Origin of the sequence: Sphingomicrobium nitratireducens, assembly GCF_026157035.1 — a bacterium.
In the GTDB taxonomy this organism is placed as follows: domain Bacteria; phylum Pseudomonadota; class Alphaproteobacteria; order Sphingomonadales; family Sphingomonadaceae; genus Sphingomicrobium; species Sphingomicrobium nitratireducens.
Window position 1 is genome coordinate 2,008,676 of record NZ_JANJZA010000001.1, and the last position, 20,786, is coordinate 2,029,461.

The 20,786-nt window shown below is 66.6% G+C and carries 18 protein-coding genes and 1 tRNA gene; 17 read left to right on the plus strand and 2 right to left on the minus strand.

The features are described 5' to 3' along the window. Positions 1-13: 13 nt before the first annotated feature. From rimP to NNY25_RS10255, 7 genes are all read left to right on the plus strand, one after another. The gene (gene rimP, locus NNY25_RS10225; RefSeq protein WP_265571313.1) at positions 14-574 is read left to right on the plus strand and encodes a ribosome maturation protein RimP; all 561 of its coding nucleotides are present in this window, start codon (positions 14-16) and stop codon (positions 572-574) included. Between the two features lie 5 nt (positions 575-579). Further along, positions 580-2,217: a transcription termination factor NusA gene (gene nusA / locus NNY25_RS10230; protein ID WP_265571315.1), complete on the plus strand. Its 1,638-nt coding sequence runs from the start codon at positions 580-582 to the stop codon at positions 2,215-2,217. After that, complete coding sequence (locus tag NNY25_RS10235) at positions 2,204-2,902, plus strand: RNA-binding protein (protein WP_265571316.1); 699 nt, start codon at positions 2,204-2,206, stop codon at positions 2,900-2,902. Before nusA ends, NNY25_RS10235 begins: the two co-directional genes overlap by 14 nt. A gap of 1 nt (position 2,903) precedes the next feature. Continuing rightward, positions 2,904-5,414 carry a translation initiation factor IF-2 gene (gene infB / locus NNY25_RS10240; protein ID WP_265571317.1) on the plus strand — a complete coding sequence of 837 codons (2,511 nt, stop codon included), beginning with the start codon at positions 2,904-2,906 and terminating at the stop codon, positions 5,412-5,414. After that, entirely contained in the window at positions 5,415-5,819 is a 405-nt protein-coding gene (gene rbfA / locus NNY25_RS10245) for a 30S ribosome-binding factor RbfA (protein ID WP_265571319.1), read from the plus strand. Further along, entirely contained in the window at positions 5,816-6,361 is a 546-nt protein-coding gene (locus NNY25_RS10250; protein ID WP_265571321.1) for a GNAT family N-acetyltransferase, read from the plus strand. The genes rbfA and NNY25_RS10250 overlap by 4 nt, the downstream gene beginning before the upstream one ends. Positions 6,362-6,423: 62 nt before the next feature. Next, positions 6,424-8,145 (plus strand): TIR domain-containing protein, encoded by a 1,722-nt coding sequence (locus NNY25_RS10255; RefSeq protein ID WP_265571322.1) that lies wholly within the window; start codon positions 6,424-6,426, stop codon positions 8,143-8,145. Between the two features lie 15 nt (positions 8,146-8,160). Here NNY25_RS10255 and NNY25_RS10260 read toward each other — a convergent pair whose 3' ends face one another. Further along, on the minus strand, positions 8,161-9,774 hold the full coding sequence (locus tag NNY25_RS10260; RefSeq protein ID WP_265571323.1) for an AbgT family transporter: 1,614 nt from the start codon (positions 9,772-9,774) through the stop codon (positions 8,161-8,163). A 57-nt stretch (positions 9,775-9,831) separates the two neighbouring features. Here NNY25_RS10260 and NNY25_RS10265 point away from each other — a divergent pair, with 57 nt between their 5' ends. The 7 genes from NNY25_RS10265 (at position 9,832) to NNY25_RS10295 (ending at position 17,123) form a co-directional block, all read left to right on the plus strand. Then, entirely contained in the window at positions 9,832-10,437 is a 606-nt protein-coding gene (locus tag NNY25_RS10265; RefSeq protein WP_265571324.1) for a thymidine kinase, read from the plus strand. Positions 10,438-10,508: 71 nt separating this feature from the next. Then, positions 10,509-10,877 carry a hypothetical protein gene (locus NNY25_RS10270; protein WP_265571325.1) on the plus strand — a complete coding sequence of 123 codons (369 nt, stop codon included), beginning with the start codon at positions 10,509-10,511 and terminating at the stop codon, positions 10,875-10,877. Between the two features lie 39 nt (positions 10,878-10,916). Beyond that, the gene (gene truB, locus NNY25_RS10275; protein ID WP_265571326.1) at positions 10,917-11,807 is read left to right on the plus strand and encodes a tRNA pseudouridine(55) synthase TruB; all 891 of its coding nucleotides are present in this window, start codon (positions 10,917-10,919) and stop codon (positions 11,805-11,807) included. 11 nt (positions 11,808-11,818) lie between these two features. Further along, positions 11,819-12,088 (plus strand): 30S ribosomal protein S15, encoded by a 270-nt coding sequence (gene rpsO / locus NNY25_RS10280; protein ID WP_265571327.1) that lies wholly within the window; start codon positions 11,819-11,821, stop codon positions 12,086-12,088. A gap of 170 nt (positions 12,089-12,258) precedes the next feature. Continuing rightward, entirely contained in the window at positions 12,259-14,592 is a 2,334-nt protein-coding gene (gene pnp / locus NNY25_RS10285) for a polyribonucleotide nucleotidyltransferase (RefSeq protein ID WP_265571328.1), read from the plus strand. A 193-nt stretch (positions 14,593-14,785) separates the two neighbouring features. Then, a complete protein-coding gene (locus tag NNY25_RS10290; RefSeq protein ID WP_265571329.1) occupies positions 14,786-16,264 on the plus strand; it encodes a SulP family inorganic anion transporter in 1,479 nt (492 codons plus the stop codon). Between the two features lie 13 nt (positions 16,265-16,277). Further along, a complete protein-coding gene (locus NNY25_RS10295; RefSeq protein WP_265571330.1) occupies positions 16,278-17,123 on the plus strand; it encodes a universal stress protein in 846 nt (281 codons plus the stop codon). A gap of 50 nt (positions 17,124-17,173) precedes the next feature. Here NNY25_RS10295 and NNY25_RS10300 read toward each other — a convergent pair. Beyond that, positions 17,174-17,249: transfer RNA gene (locus NNY25_RS10300), tRNA-Ala, on the minus strand. A 190-nt stretch (positions 17,250-17,439) separates the two neighbouring features. Here NNY25_RS10300 and NNY25_RS10305 point away from each other — a divergent pair. The 3 genes from NNY25_RS10305 to NNY25_RS10315 all read left to right on the plus strand — a co-directional run bounded on the left by NNY25_RS10305 (position 17,440) and on the right by NNY25_RS10315 (position 20,725). After that, positions 17,440-18,297, plus strand: a complete 858-nt coding sequence (locus NNY25_RS10305; protein WP_265571331.1) for a DUF2171 domain-containing protein — start codon at positions 17,440-17,442, stop codon at positions 18,295-18,297. Positions 18,298-18,435: 138 nt separating this feature from the next. Further along, a complete protein-coding gene (locus NNY25_RS10310; RefSeq protein WP_265571333.1) occupies positions 18,436-19,653 on the plus strand; it encodes an SGNH/GDSL hydrolase family protein in 1,218 nt (405 codons plus the stop codon). Positions 19,654-19,726: 73 nt separating this feature from the next. Next, positions 19,727-20,725 (plus strand): NADP-dependent oxidoreductase, encoded by a 999-nt coding sequence (locus NNY25_RS10315; protein ID WP_265571334.1) that lies wholly within the window; start codon positions 19,727-19,729, stop codon positions 20,723-20,725. Positions 20,726-20,786 lie beyond the last annotated feature (61 nt).

The window sequence follows — 20,786 nt, forward strand, 5'->3', positions numbered from 1 at the left end:
GCTCCTGAGGGATATGGATTTTGGACACGAGGTTCTGGATAACTTGGTCGATACCGCTGCCATTTCCGCGCTGATCGAACCCATCGTCGAGAAGATGGGGTTCAAGCTCGTGCGCGTGAAGATGATCGGCGGCGCCGACGAGCCGACGCTGCAGGTCATGGCCGAGCGCCCCGACACGCGCCAGCTGACGATCGACGATTGCGCCGACATCAGCCGCGCGCTGGACGAACCGCTCGAGCAAGCCGACCCGATCGAATACGCCTACCGGCTCGAAGTCTCCTCGCCCGGCATCGACCGTCCGCTCACGCGTCTCGCCGATTTCGCCGACTGGTCGGGCCACCTCGCCCGCATCACGCTGGAGGCGAAGCATGAGGGCCAGAAGAAGTTCAAGGGCGAGATCGACGGCGTCGAGGAAGCGACGCGCACCGTCCTTCTGACCGACGACCACGAAAAGGAACACCGCATCCCGTTCGACATGATCGAGGATGCCAAGCTGCTGTTCACGCAGAAGCTGCTCCAGGAAACCCAGCCGCTCTCCGCCGAGGGCGCCGACGAGATCAACGAAGAAGGGTAAGGACAATGGCCACCACGCCATCCGCGGTAACCGCCAACAAGGCCGAACTGCTCGCCATCGCCGACGCGGTCGCGCGCGAGAAGCTGATCGACAAGACCATCGTCATCGAGGCGATGGAAGACGCGATCCAGCGCGCCGCCCGCGCGCGCTACGGCGCGGAGAACGACATTCGTGCGAAACTCGATCCGCAGACCGGCGACCTTCGCCTGTGGCGCGTCCTCGAAGTGGTCGAGGAAGTCGACGACCACTTCAAGCAGGTCGACGTAAAGGGTGCACAGAAGCTCGAGAAGGGCGCGGCCGTGGGCGACTTCATCGTCGATCCCCTGCCCCCGATCGAATTCGGGCGCATCGCCGCGCAGGCCGCCAAGCAGGTCATCTTCCAGAAGGTTCGCGACGCCGAGCGCGAGCGCCAGTACGAGGAATTCAAGGATCGCGCCGGCGAAGTCATCACCGGCGTCGTCAAGCGCGTCGAATTCGGCCACGTCGTGGTCGACCTCGGCCGCGCCGAGGGCGTCATCCGCCGCGACGCACAGATCCCGCGCGAGATGGTCCGTGTCGGCGACCGCATCCGCTCGCTGATCCTGCGCGTGTCGCGCGAAACCCGCGGCCCGCAGATCTTCCTGTCGCGCGCGCACCCCGATTTCATGCGCAAATTGTTCGCGCAGGAAGTGCCGGAAATCTACGACGGCATCATCGAGATCAAGGCGGCCGCCCGCGATCCGGGCTCGCGCGCCAAGATCGGCGTCATCAGCTACGACAGCTCGATCGACCCGGTCGGCGCCTGCGTCGGCATGAAGGGCAGCCGCGTCCAGGCGGTCGTCCAGGAGCTGCAGGGCGAGAAGATCGACATCATCCCGTGGAGCGAGGACCTTGCGACCTTCGTCGTCAACGCGCTCCAGCCCGCGACCGTCAGCCGCGTCGTCATCGACGAGGAAGAGGGCCGCATCGAGGTGGTGGTGCCCGACGACCAGCTGAGCCTCGCGATCGGTCGCCGCGGCCAGAACGTGCGCCTCGCCAGCCAGCTGACCGACAGCCAGATCGACATCCTCACCGAGGCGGATGCCTCCGAGAAGCGCCAGAAGGAATTCGTCGAGCGCTCCGAGATGTTCCAGAACGAGCTCGACGTCGACGAGACGCTCGCGCAGCTGCTCGTCGCCGAGGGCTTCACCGCGCTCGAGGAAGTCGCCTACGTTCCCGAGGACGAGCTCTCGACCATCGAGGGTCTCGACGAGGAAATTGCCGAGGAACTCCAGAACCGCGCCAAGGAAGCGCTCGAGCGCCAGGAAGAGGCCTCGCGCGAGAAGCGCCGCGAACTGGGCGTCGAAGATGCCGTGGCCGAGCTGCCGCACATCACCGAAGCGATGGCCGTGACGCTGGGCGAAGCCGGTCTCAAGACGCTCGACGACGTCGCCGACCTCGCCACCGACGAACTCATCCAGAAGAAGCGCGAAACCCCGCGCCGCCGCGTCGAGAACAAGCGCAGCGACGACAAGGGCGGCGTGCTGGGCGAGTACGGCCTCACCGAGGAGCAGGGCAACGAGATCATCATGGCTGCCCGCGCCCACTGGTTCGAGGACGAGGACGATGCGGCCTCCGCTGCTGCTGCAACCGAGGAGGACGCGGCTGCGGATGGGGACCAATGATCGCCTAGCGGACACCGATCCGACACGGACGTGCATCCTGTCCCGCGAGGCCGCGCCCAAGGCGTGCCTCGTGCGGCTGGTGCTCGGCCCTGACGGGCAGGTTCACCCCGACGTGCGCGCCAAGGCGCCGGGCCGGGGCGCCTATCTGGGCGTCGCGAAGGCGGTGCTCGAGGAAGCGATCGCCAAGGGCAAGCTGAAGGGTGCGCTCGCGCGGGCCTTCAAGCAGCCCGTGGGCGTTCCAGACGATCTGGCCGATCGGATCGAGCAAGCGCTCGCCAAAAATGCGCTCGACCGCATGGGGCTCGAAGCGCGCGGGGGAACGTTGGTCAACGGGGCCGAGAAGGTCGAGACCGCCTGTCGTTCGGGAAAGGCGCGGCTCCTGCTCCATGCATCCGATGCCTCCGAAGGCGGCCGCAGGAAGCTCGACGCGGCGTGGCGCGTGGGCGGCGGCGAGGCGTTCGGGCGCGACCGGGGCCTTGTTCTTCCCGTGGACCGCACCATCTTGTCGATGGCGCTGGGACGCGAAAATGTGGTACATGCGGCGTTGACCGATGCCGCTGCTGCCGGGCGGGTGCTCGACGCCCTTTCCCGGTGGCAAGCTTTTCTTGAACCCGATGCTGGGCTAGACGGCGGCAACCCCGCTGCCGCCGAGGCGTCGGCGCACGATGGTAGAGACGAAGGATAGTATGAGCGACGATAAGAAGAAGCTGGGAACGCGTGCGCCGCTGGGCATCAAGCGGACGGTCGAGACCGGCCAGGTGAAGCAGAGCTTCAGCCACGGGCGCTCGAATACCGTCGTGGTGGAGGTCAAGAAGCGCCGCATCCTGAAGCCGGGCGACGCGGCCGCGCAGCCCGAGGCGAAGGAAGAGGCCAAGGCGCCCGAGACGAAGGCTGCGCCCGAGAAGAAGGCTGCGCCCGCTCCTGCGCCCAAGAAGGCCCCTGCCCGCAAGAAGAGCGAAGCCGAAGAGATCGCCGATCGCAAGGCGATGCAGGAACAGCTGCTGCGCGAGGCCGAGGAGGCGCGTATGGCCGCGCTCGAGGATGCGCGTCGCCGCGAGGAAGAGGCCAAGAGCAAGCAGACCAAGGAAGAGGCCAAGCGCGCCGAGGCCAATCGCAAGGCCGAAGAAGAAGCCGCGAAGCAGGCCGAAGTGGACGCGCGCAAGGCCGAGGAAGAAGCGCGCCAGCAGGCGGTCGAGGCCGCCGCGTCCGCGCCCCGCCAGGACGACCGCCCGCACAAGAAGCCGCCGGTCGCGGTCGCTGCCAAGAAGCCCGAGCCCAAGAAGGCCGACAAGGGCCGCGTCCCGCACGACCGCCGTTCGGGCAAGCTCACCGTCAGCCGTGCGCTGCGCGGCGACGAGGGCGGGCGCGCCCGCAGCCTCGCCGCCCTCAAGCGCGCGCGAGAGAAGGAAAAGCGTGCCCAGCAGCATTCGGGCCCGCGCGAGAAGACCGTGCGTGACGTGGTCGTTCCCGACACGATCACCGTCGCCGAACTCGCCAAGCGCATGGGCGAGAAGGCTGCCGACCTCGTCAAGAGCTTGTTCAACATGGGCATGATGGTCACGGTCAACCAGACGATCGACCAGGACACCGCCGAGCTGCTCGTCACCGAATTCGGCCACAAGATCCAGCGCGTCAGCGAAGCCGACATCGACATCGACACCTCCGAGGACGTCGATGCCGCCGAGACGCTCAAGGCACGTCCCGCTGTCGTCACCATCATGGGCCACGTCGACCACGGGAAGACCTCCCTTCTCGACGCCATCCGCGGTGCGGATGTCGCGTCGGGGGAGGCTGGGGGGATTACCCAGCATATCGGTGCATACCAGGTCACGCCCAAGGGCGGCGCGCCGATCACCTTCCTGGACACGCCGGGTCACGAAGCCTTCACCGAGATGCGCGCGCGCGGTGCCAACGTCACCGACATCGTCATCCTGGTGGTCGCCGCCGACGACGGGCTGAAGCCGCAGACCATCGAGGCGATCAACCACACCAAGGCCGCGGGCGTCCCGATGATCGTCGCGATCAACAAGGTCGACAAGGACGGCGCCAACCCGCAGAAGGTCCGCGAGGAACTCCTCCAGCACGAGATCATCGTCGAGGCGATGAGCGGCGAGGTGCAGGACGTCGAGGTGTCGGCCAAGAAGAAGACCGGCATCGACAAGCTGCTTGAAGCGATCAACCTCCAGGCCGAACTGCTCGAACTCAAGGCCAACCCCGACCGCGCCGCCGATGCGACCGTGGTCGAGGCCAAGCTCGACAAGGGCCGCGGCCCGGTCGCGACCGTGCTCGTCCAGCGCGGCACGCTGAGGGTCGGCGACACGTTCGTCGCGGGCCCCGCGGCCGGCAAGGTGCGCGCCCTGATCGACGATCACGGCAAGCGCGTGGACGAAGCCGGCCCGGCCTTCCCGGTCGAGGTGCTCGGCCTGTCAGCGCTGCCGGCGGCGGGCGACCCGCTGACCGTGGTCGAGAACGATGCGCGCGCCCGCGAAGTCGCCGACTATCGCCAGCGCAAGCTCGACGAGAAGCGCACCACGCAGGCCCCGATGAGCCTCGAGAACATGTTCGCGCAGAAGGGTTCGCAGGTCATCCAGTTCCCGCTGATCGTGAAGGCCGACGTGCAGGGCACCGCCGAAGCGATCAACGCGGCGCTGCACAAAATCTCGACCGACGAGATCCAGGTCCGCATCCTCCATTCGGGGGTCGGTGCGATCACCGAGAGCGACGTGACGCTGGCCGCCTCGACCGGCGCGCCGATCATCGGCTTCAACGTGCGTCCCAACGCCAAGGCCCGCGAAGTCGCCAAGCGCGACGAGGTCGAATTCCGCTACTACGACGTCATCTACCACCTCACCGACTGGGTGAAGGACGCGATGGCGGGCGAACTGGGTCCGGAAATCGTCGAGCACGTCAAGGGCCGCGCCGAGGTCAAGCAGGTCTTCCCGGCCGGCAAGAAGGACAAGGCGGCGGGCCTCCTGGTCGTCGACGGCGTCATCCAGAAGGGCTTCCACGCCCGCCTCACCCGCGACGACGTCATCGTCTCGAAGACCGTCATCGCCTCGCTCCGCCGCTTCAAGGACGACGTCAAGGAGGTCGAAGCGGGCACCGAGTGCGGCGTCGTGCTGGAGGATACCAACGACATCCAGCCCGGCGACATGCTCGAAGTGTTCGAGGTCGAGGAACGGGCACGGACGCTCTAATTGGCACGCCACAAGTCCAGCGAAGGCCCCTCGGTTCGCGTGTTGCGCGTGGGCGAGCAGGTGCGCCATGCCCTCTCGGAAATCCTCATGCGCGGCGACGTGCATGACGAGACGCTCGCCAGCCATACGGTGTCGGTGACCGAGGTGCGCATGTCGCCCGACCTGCGTCACGCCACCGTGTTCGTGAAGCCGCTGCTCGGCGGTGACGAGGCCGAGGTCGTCAAGGCGCTCAAGAAGAACGTGCGCTACCTGCGCGGCGAAGTGTCGCGCCGGGTGAACACCAAATATGCCTGCGACCTCAAGTTTATCGTCGACGACAGTTTCGACGAGGGCAGCCATATCGATTCGATCCTGCGCACCGCCCACGTCGCGCGCGACCTCGCCGCGGACGACGAGGAGGAATGACCGCGCTGGGCGCTCGAATCGTCGGTGAGGGCTGCAGCGCCCGGCCGATGACCGAAGCCCACCGCGAGCCGCTCCGCGCCGCCTGCGCCGAGGACCCGGACGTCTGGGAAATCTATTTCCGCGACTTCGGACCGGAAGGCTTCGACCGCTCGTTCGACCAGCTGATGGCGGTCGCCTCCCATCCCTTCGTCCTTTACGAGGGCGAGGAACTGGCGGGCATGTCGTCTTTCCTCGGCGTCGAGCAGGAGCGCGGCGTGCTCGAGATCGGCGTCACCTATTACCGCCCCAAATTCCGCGGCACCGGCTTCAACGAACGGGTCAAGGCGATGATGCTCGGCCGCGCCTTCGCGGCAGGCTTTCGCCGGGTCGAGTTCAAGGTCGACGCGCGCAATGCGCGCAGCCAGGCCGCGATGGCCAAGTTCGCGGTGCGCGAGGGCGTGATGCGCGCCGACCGCATCACCTGGACGGGCCATGTGCGCGACACGGTGCTGTTCTCGGTCCTCGCCGACGAATGGGACGGAAAGCCCGGGAACCCCCTATAGAATTCCCTGATCGCCGCTTTGTGCGTAGGATGCGCGTTTTCGAGGGAGCAGGCTGAGCCTCCATGGCCGATATCTTCGTCTCCTATGCACGTGCCGACCGCGAGCGGGTCGAGCCGATCGTGCGCAGGCTGGAGGACGAGGGGTTCAGCGTGTGGTGGGACACCCACATCTCTGCCGGAGAGCAGTTCGACGAGCTCATCGACCGACAGTTGCAGCAGGCAAGCAGCGTGATCGTCGTCTGGACCGAACGATCGGTCAAATCGCGCTGGGTTCGCGGGGAAGCCCGCGACGCTGCCGACCGCGGCATCCTCGTTCCGATCCGCTTCGACGAGGCGACCTTGCCGATCGACTTTCGTGCCCTCCACACGATCGATTTCAACGACACCAGCCACGATGGCGCGGACGGCACCTTCCGCGCGCTGTCCCAGGCCGTGCGTCATTTCGTGAGTCCGGATCAACCCGCAACGCCGGAAATTCCGGCGACCAACGATCGCGCCTCGATCTGCGTGCTTCCCTTCGAGAATATCAGCGGGGATCCCGAGCAGGCCTATTTCAGCGACGGGATCACCGAAGACATCATCACCGACCTCAGTCACATCGCGTCGCTGGACGTGACCTCGCGCAACAGTTCGTTCAACTACAAGGGCCAGTCGGTCAACATCCCCAAGGTCGCCAAGGAACTGGCCGTCCGCTACGTCCTGGAAGGAAGCGTCCGAAAGGTCGGCGATCGCGTCCGGATCACCGCGCAGCTGATCGATGCAAACGCCGACACCCACCTCTGGGCGGAACGCTACGACCGCGATCTCCACGACATCTTCGCGGTTCAGGACGATATTTCGCGCTCGATCGTGTCGGCGCTGAAGGTGCGCCTGGCCACCGAAGAAAGCGATGCCATCGCGCGGCGCGGCACCACCAGCCCCGAGGCCTACCGCTATTACCTGATGGCCCGGAAATACTGGATGGTCGGATGGACGCGCCACATGCCGGTGATTGTCCGTCTGTGCGAAAAAGCGCTCGAGCTCGACGCGAAATACGCCCGCGCATGGGCGCTGCTCGCGATCTGCCTCGCGGACATCCGCTTCACCGCCAACACGTCGAGCGAACGCGTGCTGGACGCGGCACAGAAGGCGCTGGCGCTCGACCCGGACCTGGCGGACGCGCACGCGGCGATGGCGAGGCACCTCGTCGCACGCGGCGAGTATGAAAAGGCGTGGGAGAGTCACCAGCGCGCGCTCGCGATCGATCCGCTTTCCTACGAGGTCAACGTCGGCGCCGCCCGCTGGGCGATCTACATGCACCGCGTCGAGGAGGGTATCGAGTATCTGAAAACCGCCGCTTCGGCCGACCTAGACGATTTCTGGGCGCCCGGCATGATGTTGCAGGTCTATCGCGAACTCGGCGACAAGCAGGGCGAGCGGGAAGCCGCCCGCGAATGTCTGAGCCGCGTCGAGAAGGCGCTCGAATACGGGCAGGACAACAGCAATGCGCTGGGCTTCGGCATCGGGGCGCTGTTCGTGCTGGGCGAGCGCGAGCGCGCCCTCGACTGGACGGAACTCGTGCTCATCCTCGATCCGGACAACCAGAACGCGCTCTACAATACTGCGTGCAGTCTGGCGATCGCCGGAGAAACCGAGACGGCGCTACGAATCCTCGATCCGGTCCTCGCCATGGCGGGCGCCGAAGGGCTGAGCTGGATCCGCGAGGACAGCGACCTCGAAAGCCTGCGCGAGGACCCGCGTTTCCTCGCCCTTCTCGACAGGGAAACGCGTCGCCTCGCAACCTGACGCCCGGGGAAAACTCTAGTGGGCGGCGGCAGCGGCCGGTGCGGTCGGATCGGCCGTCAGGCTGGCGGGGTCGAGGAATACCTCCGCGCCCGGCCCCAGCGGCAGATCGAGTACCACCCAGCCGATCGTCATCGCCACGCCCATGATGAGGAGCCCGATCGAGAAAGGCAGCATGGTCGCCGCCAGGCTGCCCAGCCCGAAATTCCTGTCCCAGCGCTGGGCGAAGATCAGGATCAGCGGGAAAAAGGTCATCAGCGGGGTGATGATGTTGGTCGCGCTGTCGCCGACGCGGTAGGCCGCAGTCGCCATTTCGGGCGTGATGCCGAGCAGCATCAGCATCGGCACCAGCACCGGCCCCAAGAGCGCCCACTTGGCGCTGGCCGAGCCGACGAACAGGTTGATGAAGGCCGAGACGAGGATGATCGCGGCGAGCAGTGCCCAGGCCGGCAGCCCCGACGAGCCGAGGAAATCCGCGCCGCCGACCGCGAGGATCAGTCCGAGATTGGACCAGGCGAACATCGCCACGAAGTGCGAGATGGCGAAGGCGAGGACGAGGTAATAGGCCATGTCCTCCATCGAACCCGCCATCATCTTCACGAGGTCGCGGTGGTTAGAAATCTTGCCCACCCCGCGTCCGTAGGCCCAGCCCGCGGCGAGGAAGAGGAGGAAGAAGAAGGCCACGAGGCTCTGGTAGAAGGGGATGAGACGGCCTTCGGCAGGCGCCGCCTGGTCGACCAGCGGGGTGCCGGGCGCGAACACGAACAGCGCCCACAGGAGACACACGCCCAGCACCGCGTAGCCGGCGCCGCGCAGGCCCTTCTTCTCGCCGTCGGTCAGCGGCCGGTCTTCCTGCGGCGCGGCCAGCTTCTCGTCGGCATGGGCGGGGTCCCACGTGCCCAGCCGCGGCTCGATGATGCGGTCGTTGACGTACCAGATGACGGGCAGGAAGGTGAACGTCATCGCCGCGATGAAGTACCAGTTGCCCGCGATGTTGGCGGTATAGTCGCCGAACACGGTCTCGACCGACGCCTCGGTGATGCCGAACAGGAGCGCGTCCAATTGTCCCGGGATGAGGTTGGCGGAAAAGCCTCCGGAGACGCCCGCGAACCCTGCCGCGATGCCCGCGATCGGGTGGCGTCCGGCGGCGTGGAAGATGATGCCCGAGAGCGGGATCAGCACGACATAGCCGGCGTCTGCGGCGTGGTTGCCCATCATGCCGACGAATACGACCAGCGGGGTGAGCAGCGCCTTGGGCGCGTTGCGTAGCCCCGCGCGCATCGCGGTACCGAACAGGCCCGCGCGCTCCGCGACGCCTGCGCCGAGCATCACGACCAGCACGTATCCCAGCGGATGGAAGTGGGTGTAGGTGGTCGGCATTTCGACCCACAGGCGGCGGATGTTGGCGGGCGAAAGCAGGCTTTCCGCCGCGATCACGCGCGCCGCGCCCGTGTCGGGGTCGATCTCGGCCGGGTGGGTGGCGGCGAGGCCCGCAAGGTCTGCGACGACGCTGATCACGACGAGGCCGAGGATCAGATAGAAGAAGAGGAAGACGGGGTCGGGCAGCTTGTTGCCGGTGCGCTCGATCCAGCCGAGCAGGCCCCGGCTCGTCTCCATCGTCGCCTGTGCCATCGCGTCCCTCCCCTTTTGTCGATTGCCGTGGCGCGGCTTGCCGCTAAGCTGCCGTCCATGGCGAAACTCTATTTCTACTATGCGGCGATGAATGCCGGGAAGTCCACCACGCTGCTCCAGGCCGACTTCAACTATCGCGAGCGGGGCATGGAAACGATGCTGTGGACCGCCGCGCTCGACGACCGCATGGGCGCGGGCACGATCGGGAGCCGCATCGGACTGACCGCCGACGCGCACCGGTTCGAGAAGGACACCGACCTCTTCGCGCGGATCGGGATGGAGCATGAGGCGCGCCCGCTCGACTGCGTGCTGGTCGACGAGGCGCAGTTCCTGACCGAGAGGCAGGTCGAGGCGCTGGCCGACGTCGCGGACCGGCTCGGCATCCCGGTGCTCTGCTACGGGCTGAGGACCGATTTCCAGGCGCAGCTCTTCCCGGGCTCGGCGGCGCTGCTCGCGCTGGCGGATGCGCTGGTCGAACTGAAGGCGGTGTGCGAGTGCGGGCGCAAGGCGACCATGAACCTGCGCGTCGACGGCGAGGGCCGCGCGGTCGCGGCGGGCGCACAGACCGAGATCGGGGGCAACGACCGCTACGTCGCCCTGTGCCGGCGCCACTTCTTCGACCGGCTGCGCGAGGCGGAAGAGCGCGCGGTGGAGGCCGCCTGAACGTTCAGCCGCGCTTCATTGCGGCTGTGGCATAAGTTTCGCCAACGCTATGACCTGAAAGGGAAATTGCCATGCTGTCCCTGCTTCTCGCGTCGGCCGTGCTGGCCGCCAACCCGGGCCACGAGGCCGCGATCGGCGACAAAGAAGTCGCGATCGACTTCGCGCCGGGCGCGATCCGCGAATATTACAAGGCCAAGGGCGACCGCCTGTTCGTGCGCTCGCGGACCAACCAGTGGTACCGCATCCAGCTCAACGAAGGCTGCCTCGCTAGGTTCTACGGCGACATCCACTTCATGGAAGTGGATTCGGGCATCGACAAGAGGCTCGAGGCCAATGACAGCGTGAGGATCGAGAACCGGCGCGTGTGCCTCGTCGATTCCGTGCGCACCAGCGTCGCCCCGCCGCAGGTCGACAGCAACAGCCCGCTTACGACCGACTGAGCCCTTGTGCCGCGTGTCCCTGCTGCCTAGGCGGGCGGGATGCATGGCTGGATCATCATCGACAAGCCCGTCGGCATCGGCTCGACGCCCTGCGTCGGGCGGGTCAAGCGCGTACTCCGACGGCTGGGGGTGAAGAAGCCCAAGGTCGGCCACGGCGGGACGCTCGACCCGCTCGCCTCGGGCGTGCTGCCGATCGCGATTGGCGAGGCGACCAAGCTCGCCGGCCGGATGCTCGATGCGACCAAGGCGTACGAGTTCACGGTTCGCTTCGGCGAAGAGACCTCGACGCTCGATGCCGAGGGCGAAGTGGTCGCGACCAGCGACGTAATTCCTTCGCTCCAGGAGATTGAGGACGTACTGCCCGGCTTCACCGGCACGATCGAGCAGGTACCGCCCGCTTTCTCCGCGCTGAAAGTCGACGGCAAGCGCGCCTACGACCTCGCGAGGAAGGGCGAGGAGGTGGCGCTCGCGAGCCGCACGGTGGTGATCCACGAGCTGCGGATCGTCGATTTCCAAGAGGGGGCGGCAACCCTGTCCGCGAGCGTGTCGAAGGGGACGTACATCCGGTCGTTGGCACGGGATATCGCACGCGCCCTTGGAAGCGTAGGGCACGTCACCATGTTGCGACGGACGCGCGCCGGGCCGTTCGGGCTCGACAAGGCGATTATGCTGGACTTTCTCGACGAAATCGCTAGTGCGCGCGATCTGACGGACAAGCTGATCCCGCTCACCGCGGGGCTGGACGACATCCCGGCCTTGCCCGTCTCGCCCGAAGAAGCCCGCCTGATCCGCCACGGACAGCGACTTTCAGGGCACCCCGCACCGCCGGGCCAGTATTTCGCGATGGACCAAGAGGTCCCGGTCGCGCTGGTCGAGGTGGAGGAGAATGGCGAGGTCGCCGTGGTCCGCGGGTTCAACTTGAACGAATAAGGAGTATGCCGATGTCGATCACTGCCGAGCGTAAGGCCGAGCTGATCAAGGAACATGGTCGCGGCGAAGGCGACACGGGTTCGCCCGAGGTCCAGGTCGCGATCCTCACCGACCGCATCCTGACGCTGACCGAACACTTCAAGGGTCACGCGAAGGACAACCACTCGCGCCGCGGCCTGCTGATGATGGTCAACAAGCGTCGCAGCCTGCTCGACTACCTGAAGCGCAAGGATCATGCGCGCTACGCCGACCTCATCAAAAAGCTGGGTCTGCGCAAGTAAACCGAATTTCACGGAGGGCGCCCACGCGGCGCCCTTCGCTTATCCGGGCCCCCGCAATCCGGCGGACGGCCAAGATGGGGCACCAAAGAAAACGCCCCGAACCGCGACGGACCGGTCAGTCCGTCAATTGAAAGAGGCCCCGCGGGCATCCGGCCCCGGGTGACAAACATATGTTCGATGTGAAAACTGTTGAAATCGATCTTGGCGGCCAGACCCTCAAGCTCGAAACGGGCCGTATCGCCCGCCAGGCCGACGGCGCGGTGCTCGCGACCCTCGGCGAAACCGTGGTGCTGTGCGCCGTGACCGCCGCCAAGAGCGTGCGCGAAGGGCAGGACTTCTTCCCGCTCACCGTCCACTACCAGGAAAAATTCTCGGCCGCCGGGCGCATCCCGGGCGGCTTCTTCAAGCGCGAAGGCCGCGCGACGGAGAAGGAAACGCTGACCAGCCGTCTGATCGACCGCCCGGTCCGCCCGCTCTTCCCCGAAGGCTTCTACAACGAGATCAACGTCATCGCCCAGGTGCTGAGCTATGACGGCGAGAACGAGCCCGACATCCTGGCGATGATCGCCGCGTCGGCCGCGCTCACCATTTCGGGCGTGCCCTTCATGGGCCCGATCGGCGCCGCGCGCGTCGGCTTCGTCGACGGCGAATACGTCCTCAACCCCAAGCTCGACGGCATCTTCGAGGAAGGTCGTCTCGACCTCGTCGTCGCCGCCACCCGCAACGCGGTGATGATGGTGGAATCGGAAGCCAAGGAGCTGACCGAGGACGAGATGCTGGGCGCGGTCCAGTTCGCGCACGAGGCCAGCAAGAAGGTCGTCGACGCGATCATCCAGCTCGCCGAGAAGGCGGCCAAGGATCCGTGGGAAATCGACATGTCGGACGACACGTCGGCGATCAAGGACAAGCTCAAGGGCATCATCGGCAAGGATATCGCCGCCGCCTACAAGCTGACCGACAAGTCGGAGCGTTCCAACGCCCTCAACGCCGCGCGCGAGAAGGCCAAGGAAGCGTTCGCGTCGGAAGAGCCGCAGACCCAGATGGTCGCCAACAAGGCGGTCAAGAAGCTGGAAGCCGAAATCGTTCGCGGTGCCATCCTCAAGGACGGCCAGCGCATCGACGGCCGCAAGACCACCCAGGTTCGCCCGATCGAGGCGATGGTCGGCCTCCTGCCCCGTACCCACGGTTCGGCGCTGTTCACCCGTGGCGAGACGCAGGCGATCTGCACCACCACGCTTGGCACCAAGGACGCCGAGCAGATGATCGACGGTCTCGAGGGCCTCAGCTACTCGCCGTTCATGCTGCACTACAACTTCCCGCCCTATTCGGTCGGCGAAGTGGGCCGCTTCGGCTTCACCAGCCGCCGCGAGACCGGTCACGGCAAGCTCGCCTGGCGCGCGCTGCACCCGGTGCTGCCGTCCGCGGAGGACTTCCCCTACACGATCCGCATCCTGTCGGACATCACCGAGAGCAACGGCTCGTCCTCGATGGCGACCGTGTGCGGCGGCTGTCTGTCGATGATGGACGCCGGCGTTCCGATCGAGCGCCCCGTCTCGGGCATCGCGATGGGCCTGATCCTCGAGGGTGACGACTACACCGTCCTGTCGGACATCCTGGGCGACGAGGACCACCTCGGCGACATGGACTTCAAGGTGGCCGGCACCAGCGAAGGCATCACCTCGCTGCAGATGGACATCAAGGTCGCGGGGATCACCCCCGAGATCATGAAGACCGCGCTCGAGCAGGCCAAGGAAGGCCGTGCGCACATTCTGGGCGAAATGACCAAGGCGCTGGGCGAAGCCCGCACCGAGCTGTCGGCCCACGCGCCGCGCATCGAGACGATGCAGATCGCCAAGGACAAGATCCGCGAAGTGATCGGCACCGGCGGCAAGGTCATCCGCGAGATCGTCGCGGAGACCGGCGCCAAGGTCGACATCGACGACGAGGGCGTGATCAAGATCTCCTCGTCGGACGTCTCGCAGATCGAGGCCGCCAAGAAGTGGATCGAAGGCATCGTGGTCGAGCCCGAAGTCGGCACGATCTACACCGGCAAGGTCGCCAACATCGTCGATTTCGGCGCGTTCGTGACCTTCATGCCGGGCAAGGACGGTCTGGTCCACGTCTCGGAGATCAAGAACGAGCGCGTCGAGAACGTCCGTGACGTCCTCGAGGAAGGCCAGGAAGTGAAGGTCAAGCTCCTCGAGATCGACCAGCGCGGCAAGGTCCGCCTGTCGATGCGCCTGGTCGACCAGGAAACCGGCGAGGAACTTGAAGACACCCGCCCGCCGCGCGAAAAGGGTCCGCGCCGCGAGCGTGGCGATCGCGGTGACCGCGGCGATCGTGGTGACCGTGGCGGCCGTGGCGGCCGCGGTGGCCGTGACGGCGGTCGTGACGGCGGCCGTGGCCGTGGTCCGCGCCGCGAGAAGAGCGAGGACAATGGCGGCGATCGGGGCGAACCCGAGTTCGCGCCGGCCTTCCTCACCGGCGATCGCGACGACGACTAAGCGTCGTCTTCGCGCAAGCGAGAACAGAGCCCCCGGCCGGAAACGGTCGGGGGCTTTTTCATGGGCGGTTGCATTCTGGCTCGCAGCCCTTAAATGGGGCCCGACCGGCCGCCCGCGTGGCGGCCTAATTCATTGAACGGAAGAGCTTTTCGCCTCCGCGCGCGGCATTGCCCGCCGGATGCGTCCCCTTGCCATGACCAGTCTGACCGCCATCCGCCGCGAATGGTTCGCCACGCCGCGCGCCGACATCCTTGCCGGCCTCGTCGTCGCGCTCGCCCTCATTCCCGAAGCGATCGGTTTTTCGATCATCGCGGGCGTCGACCCGCGCGTCGGGCTCTACGCCAGCTTCTCGATCGCGGTGATCATCGCGCTGGTCGGCGGGCGCCCGGGCATGATCTCGGCGGCGACCGCGGCGGTCGCGGTGCTGGTCGTCCCGCTGGTGCGCGACTACGGGGTCGACTACCTGTTCGCCGCGACCGTGCTGATGGGGGTGATCCAGCTGGTCGCGGGTTTCCTGCGCTTCGACCGGCTGATGCAGTTCGTCTCGCGCTCGGTCATCACCGGCTTCGTCAACGCGCTCGCCATCCTCATCTTCATGGCGCAGCTGCCCCAGCTGATCGGCGTCACCTGGCAGACCTATGCGATGGTCGCGGCCGGGCTGGCCGTCATCTACCTGTTCCCGCGCGTCACGCGCGCGATCCCCTCGCCGCTGGTCGCGATCGTCCTCCTGACGATCGTCGCCATCGCGATGGGCATTCCGGTCAACCGGATCGGCGACATGGGCGCACTCCCCGACGCGCTGCCCACCTTCGCGTTGCCGCAGGTGCCGTTCAGCCTGGAAACGCTGTCGATCATCCTGCCTTATTCGCTCACCATGGCGGCGGTCGGCATGCTGGAATCGCTGCTCACCGCGCAGATCGTCGACGATCTCACCGACACCGGCTCGAACAAGGCACGTGAAGTGCGCGGCCAGGGCATCGCCAATTTCGTCACCGGCTTCCTCGGCGGCATGGGCGGCTGCGCGATGATCGGCCAGTCGGTCATCAACGTGAAGTCGGGCGGCCACGGGCGCCTGTCGGCCTTCGTCGCGGGCAGCGTGCTCCTGTTCCTGATCGTCGTGCTTGGCCCGTGGGTCGCGCAGATCCCGATGCCGGCGCTGGTCGCGGTGATGATCATGGTCTCGATCGGGACATTCTCGTGGTCCTCGATCCGCGACCTCAGGCGCCATCCGTGGCACAGCTCGGTGGTGATGCTGGCGACCGTCGTGACCGTCGTCGCGACGCACGATCTCGCCAAGGGCGTGCTCGCGGGCGTGCTTCTTTCGGGCGTCTTCTTCGCCAACAAGGTCGGGCGCCAGTTCGCGATGGGCAGCGCGCTGTCGGGCGACGGGCATTCGCGCACCTACCACGTTACCGGCGAAGTGTTCTTCGCCTCGGTCGACCGCTTCGTCGCGGGCTTCGACTTCAAGGAAGTGCTCGAGCACGTGACGATCGACGTGTCGACCGCGCACTTCTGGGACATTTCCGCGGTCGCCGCGCTCGACAAGGTGGTGATGAAGTTCCGCCGCGAAGGCGCCGAAGTCTTCGTCGTCGGTCTCAACCGCGCCAGCGCCTCGATGGTCGACCGGTTCGGCACCCCAGATACCAAGAACAAGGCGCTCGCCTCGCTGTAAGGACAAGCATCCCATGAAGCTCCTCGCCTGCCTCGATTTCAGCCAGTACGCGACCAGCGTCGCCGACCATGCCGCGTGGGTCGCCTCGCGCCTCGACGCGTCGGTCGAACTGCTCCACGTCCTCCAGCGCGCCGACGCGCTCGAGGCGCGCCGCGACCTGTCGGGCGCGATCGGCCTCGGCGCGCGCTCCAACCTGATGGAAGAGCTGGTCAGCATCGAGGAAAGCCAGTCGCGCATCGAGCGCGACCAGGGCGCCGCGCTGCTCGAAGGCGCGGCGGCCAGGCTGCGCGACGCGGGGGTCATCGACCTCGCCACGCTCCAGCGCCATGGCGACATCGTCGAGACCGTCATCGAGCGCGAGGAAGGCGCCGACCTCGTCGTCATTGGCAAGCGCGGCGAACATGCCGACTTTGCGCGCGGGCACCTGGGCTCCAAGATCGAGCGGGTGGTGCGCCAGAGCGTCAAGCCGGTGCTCGTCGCCAGCCGCGCCTTCAAGCCGATCGAAACCGTGATGGTCGCGTTCGACGGCGGGCCGTCGGCGAAGAAGGCGGTCGAATTCGTCGCCGCCTCTCCCTTGTTCGAGGGAACGCAGGTCCATCTCGTGATGATCGGGTCGAGCAACAAGAAACAGCGCGATGCGCTGCGCTGGGCGCGCGAGACGCTGGGCGAGCGGCTGAAGGCGTCCGACCTCCTGTCGGGCGATGTCGAAGCCAAGCTCAAACAGGAAGCGGCGGGTCGCGGCGCCGACCTCGTGGTGATGGGCGCCTACGGGCACAGCCCGCTTCGCAGCCTCATCGTCGGGTCGACCACGACCGCGATGCTGCGTGCGCTGCCGCTTCCCGTCCTGCTGTTCCGCTAGGCCCGGGCACAAAAAAAGCCGCCCCGAAAGGCGGCTTTTCCCGGTGCGGATGGTGGAGCTAGGGGGATTCGAACCCCCGACCTCTGCAGTGCGATTGCAGCGCTCTCCCAACTGAGCTACAGCCCCGCACCCGTCCGGTGAAGCGGCTCTCTAGCGCCACTTTGCGCCTCATGCAACGCCTGATCGGCAGTTTGCCTCGACCCAGCGTTTCCACGCCCCCTCGCCGGAACGCAATCACAAGCAAAACCGTTGTTTTTCCGACTGTTACGCGCATTCGGCGCGTGGCTTTTTGTAACCAGTAAAGGGAGAAACGACCATGGCATATGATCGCTATGACACCAGGACGAGGCGCGAGAATCGTAACGAGGAACGCCGCCCCCGCAGCCTTGGTCGCAGTTATGGTCGCGAAGGATATCGCGACCTTGATTACGACCGCTCAGACCGCGACTTCTTCGAACGCGCTTCGGACGAGGTCCGCAGCTGGTTCGGGGACGACCGCGCCGGACGCCGCCGCGAGCTGGACGAGCGCTATGACGAGCGAGGCCAATGGGGCCAGCGTCCGCGCTTCGAGAATGAAGGCTATCGCCGCCCCTACACGGGTCGTCGCTACGAACGCACGCCGTTCGAGACGAGCGAATTCGACCGTAGCGACCGCTACGATTTCGATCGCGGCTACACGCAGAACCGCTTCGATCGCGGGCAGACGCAGGCCGAATATACCGGCTTCGATCGCGACTATTCGAACTGGCGCAACCGCCAGATCGACGAGCTCGACCGCGACTATGACGAGTGGCGCACCGAGAATGCCCGTCGCTTCGACGACGAATTCTCGAACTGGCGCAGCGAGCGGATGAGCAAGCGCGAGATGATGCGCACGATCCCCGAGCATGCCGAAGTCGTCGATTGCGACGGCACCCATGTCGGCACGATCGACAAGATCGTCGGCGACCGCATGATCCTCACCAAGAAGGACAGCGACGACGGTCACCACCATTCGCTGAACTGTCGCCATCTCGACCGTGTCGAGGGCAACAAGGTGATGCTCAACCTGACCGCCGACAAGGCGCAAAACGAGTGGCGCGATGAAGATACGCGCCGTGCGCTCGGCGAGCGGATGGACCAGGGCCAGGACGGGCCGCACATGCTCAATCGCAGCTTTGCGGACACCTACTAGTCCCTGACCACCAAGCGCGGCATCGACGCTGCGCGAGAACGGCCCGGCCCGCTTCGGCGGCGCCGGGCCCTTTCATTGCCAACGTCGAAAGCACCGCGCATAAGCGCTGCGCGCTTCGCTAAAAGGGGCAGTGGACAAATGCGAGCATGGGCCCTTCTGACAGCGCTGATGCTGTTCCTCGGACCGGTACCCGCGCAAGCACGGTGGGCGACCAGCTGGGCTGCAGCGCCCGAGATCTGGCGCCCCCGCGTCTCAGACCCCGAACTGGTCCCGCTCGAGGTCGACAATGTCACGCTTGCGCAGGAGCTGCGCCTGTCCGAAGGTGGCGAGCAACTGCGCCTTCGCTTTTCCAACCGCCACGGCCGGACGCCGCTGGTGATCGGCGCGGCGCGGGTCGTCCATCTCGACGGACACGGCCGCCGCGCCCAGGAAGCCGCCGTCGCCTTCGGCGGCGCGCCGGGGCTCGTCATCCCGCCGGGCGCCGAGGGCTTCAGCGATCCGGTCGTGCTCGCCCTGCCCGACCTCGCCCGGCTTCGCGTCGAATTCACGCTTCCGCAGGCGACGGGGCCCTGCACATGCCATTTCATGGGGCTCGACCCGCTGCTCGTGTCGCCGCCGGGCGACCATCTCGGCGCGGATTTCGAGCCGGTGGCGACCAGCGACCTCAGGGCCTTCTTGATGGGGGTCGACACCTATTCGCCCGGCACGCGGGGGACCATTGCGGTGATTGGCGATTCGATCACCGACGGCTCGGGCATCGCGATCGGGAGCCACGCGCGCTGGCCCGACGTGCTCGCCGAGCGCCTGTCCGCTGCCGGGCTCGACTACGGCGTCGCCAACATGGCCATCTCGGGCAATCGGCTGCTTGCCGATGGCTGGGGCAGCGCGGCGCTCGGCCGGCTCGACGAGGACGTGTTCGCGCTCCCGTCGGTGACCCACCTCTTCGTGTTCATCGGGGTCAACGACCTCGGCTTCGCGCGGCCCGACATCATGGCCAGCCCGCGCCTCCAGGAATTCGACAAGGCGCCCGTGTCTGCCGAGCTGCTGACCGCGGGGTTCCGCCAGCTGATCGCGCAGGCCCATGCGCACGACATCAAAGTGGTCGGCGCGCCGATCGGCCCGTTCAAGGGCGCCTTCTACTGGAGCGAAGAGGGCGAACGCATCCGCGAAGAAGTCAACGCGTGGATCCTCGGCTCGGGCGAGTTCGACCATGTCGTGCGTTTCGACGAGGTGCTGCGCGATCCCCAGGATGCCGCGCGCATCAAGCCCGGGTGGGCGACCGACGCGCTGCATCCGCTGCCGCCGGCGCTGCGCGCGATGGGAGAGAGCGTCGACCTGTCGATCTTTGCCGACTGACGGGCCGTCCTGCCCTTTCCTTTGCCGCCGCGCAGGCCTAGGCGGGGGCGAACAGTCGCAAGGAGAAACCGACATGGCCCGTGCCTGGCACCTGATGCAGCGCCCCAAGGGGCTTCCCACCACGAACGACGTCGCGCTCAAGGAGATCGAACTCGCGCCGCTCGAGGACGGGATGGTCCATGTGAAGAACGACTGGCTGTCGGTCGATCCCTACATGCGCGCGCGGATGGACGACACGGAGAGCTATTTCGAGGCGTTCGGGCTCGACAAGCCGATGGACGGCGGCGCGGTCGGGACCGTCGTCGCCTCGAAGGCGGAAGGGTTTGCGCAAGGCGACAAGGTGCTGACCTTCGCGGGCTGGCGCGACGAAGCGGTGCTGCCGGCAGCTGCCGTCAACAAGCTGCCCGAGCTCGGGGTCGACCCCTATCATTTCCTCGCCAATCTGGGCCTCACCGGCGGGACCGCCTGGTTCGGGCTGATGGACGTGGCGAGCGCCAAGGAAGGCGACGTGGTGTTCGTCTCGGCGGCGGCGGGCGCGGTCGGCAGTGCGGTCGTCCAGATCGCCAAGGCCAGCGGGATGAAGGTGATCGGTTCGGCCGGCGGGTCCGACAAGTGCGAATTCGTCAGGAGCCTCGGGGCGGATGCCTGCGTCGATTACAAGGCGGGCAATCTCGTCAAGGCGCTCAAGGGAGCGCTGGGCGAGATCGGTGCCAAGGGGATTGACGTCTATTTCGACAATGTCGGGCGCGAGCATCTCGATGCCGCCTTTGCGATCGCCAACAACGAGGCGCGCTTTGCCGAGTGCGGCATGATCGACGGCTATAATCACGAGGCGCCCTACGGCTTCAAATATATCGCCTACATCATCGGCAAGCGGCTTCAGATGAAGGGCTTCATCTTCACCGATTTCCAGCCGCGCATGGGCGAATTCTACGCCGCAATGGGCCCGATGATCGCGGGCGGCCAGGTGAAGAGCCAGGAGACGGTGATGGACGGGCTCGAGAGCACGTTCGACGCCTTCCTCGGCCTCTTCTCGGGGGCCAACACGGGCAAGATGCTGGTGAAGCTCTAGGGCCCTGCCCTGCCAAAAGGCGGTCTGAAGTGGTATTGGGCCCCGACGGGTCCCCGTCGCG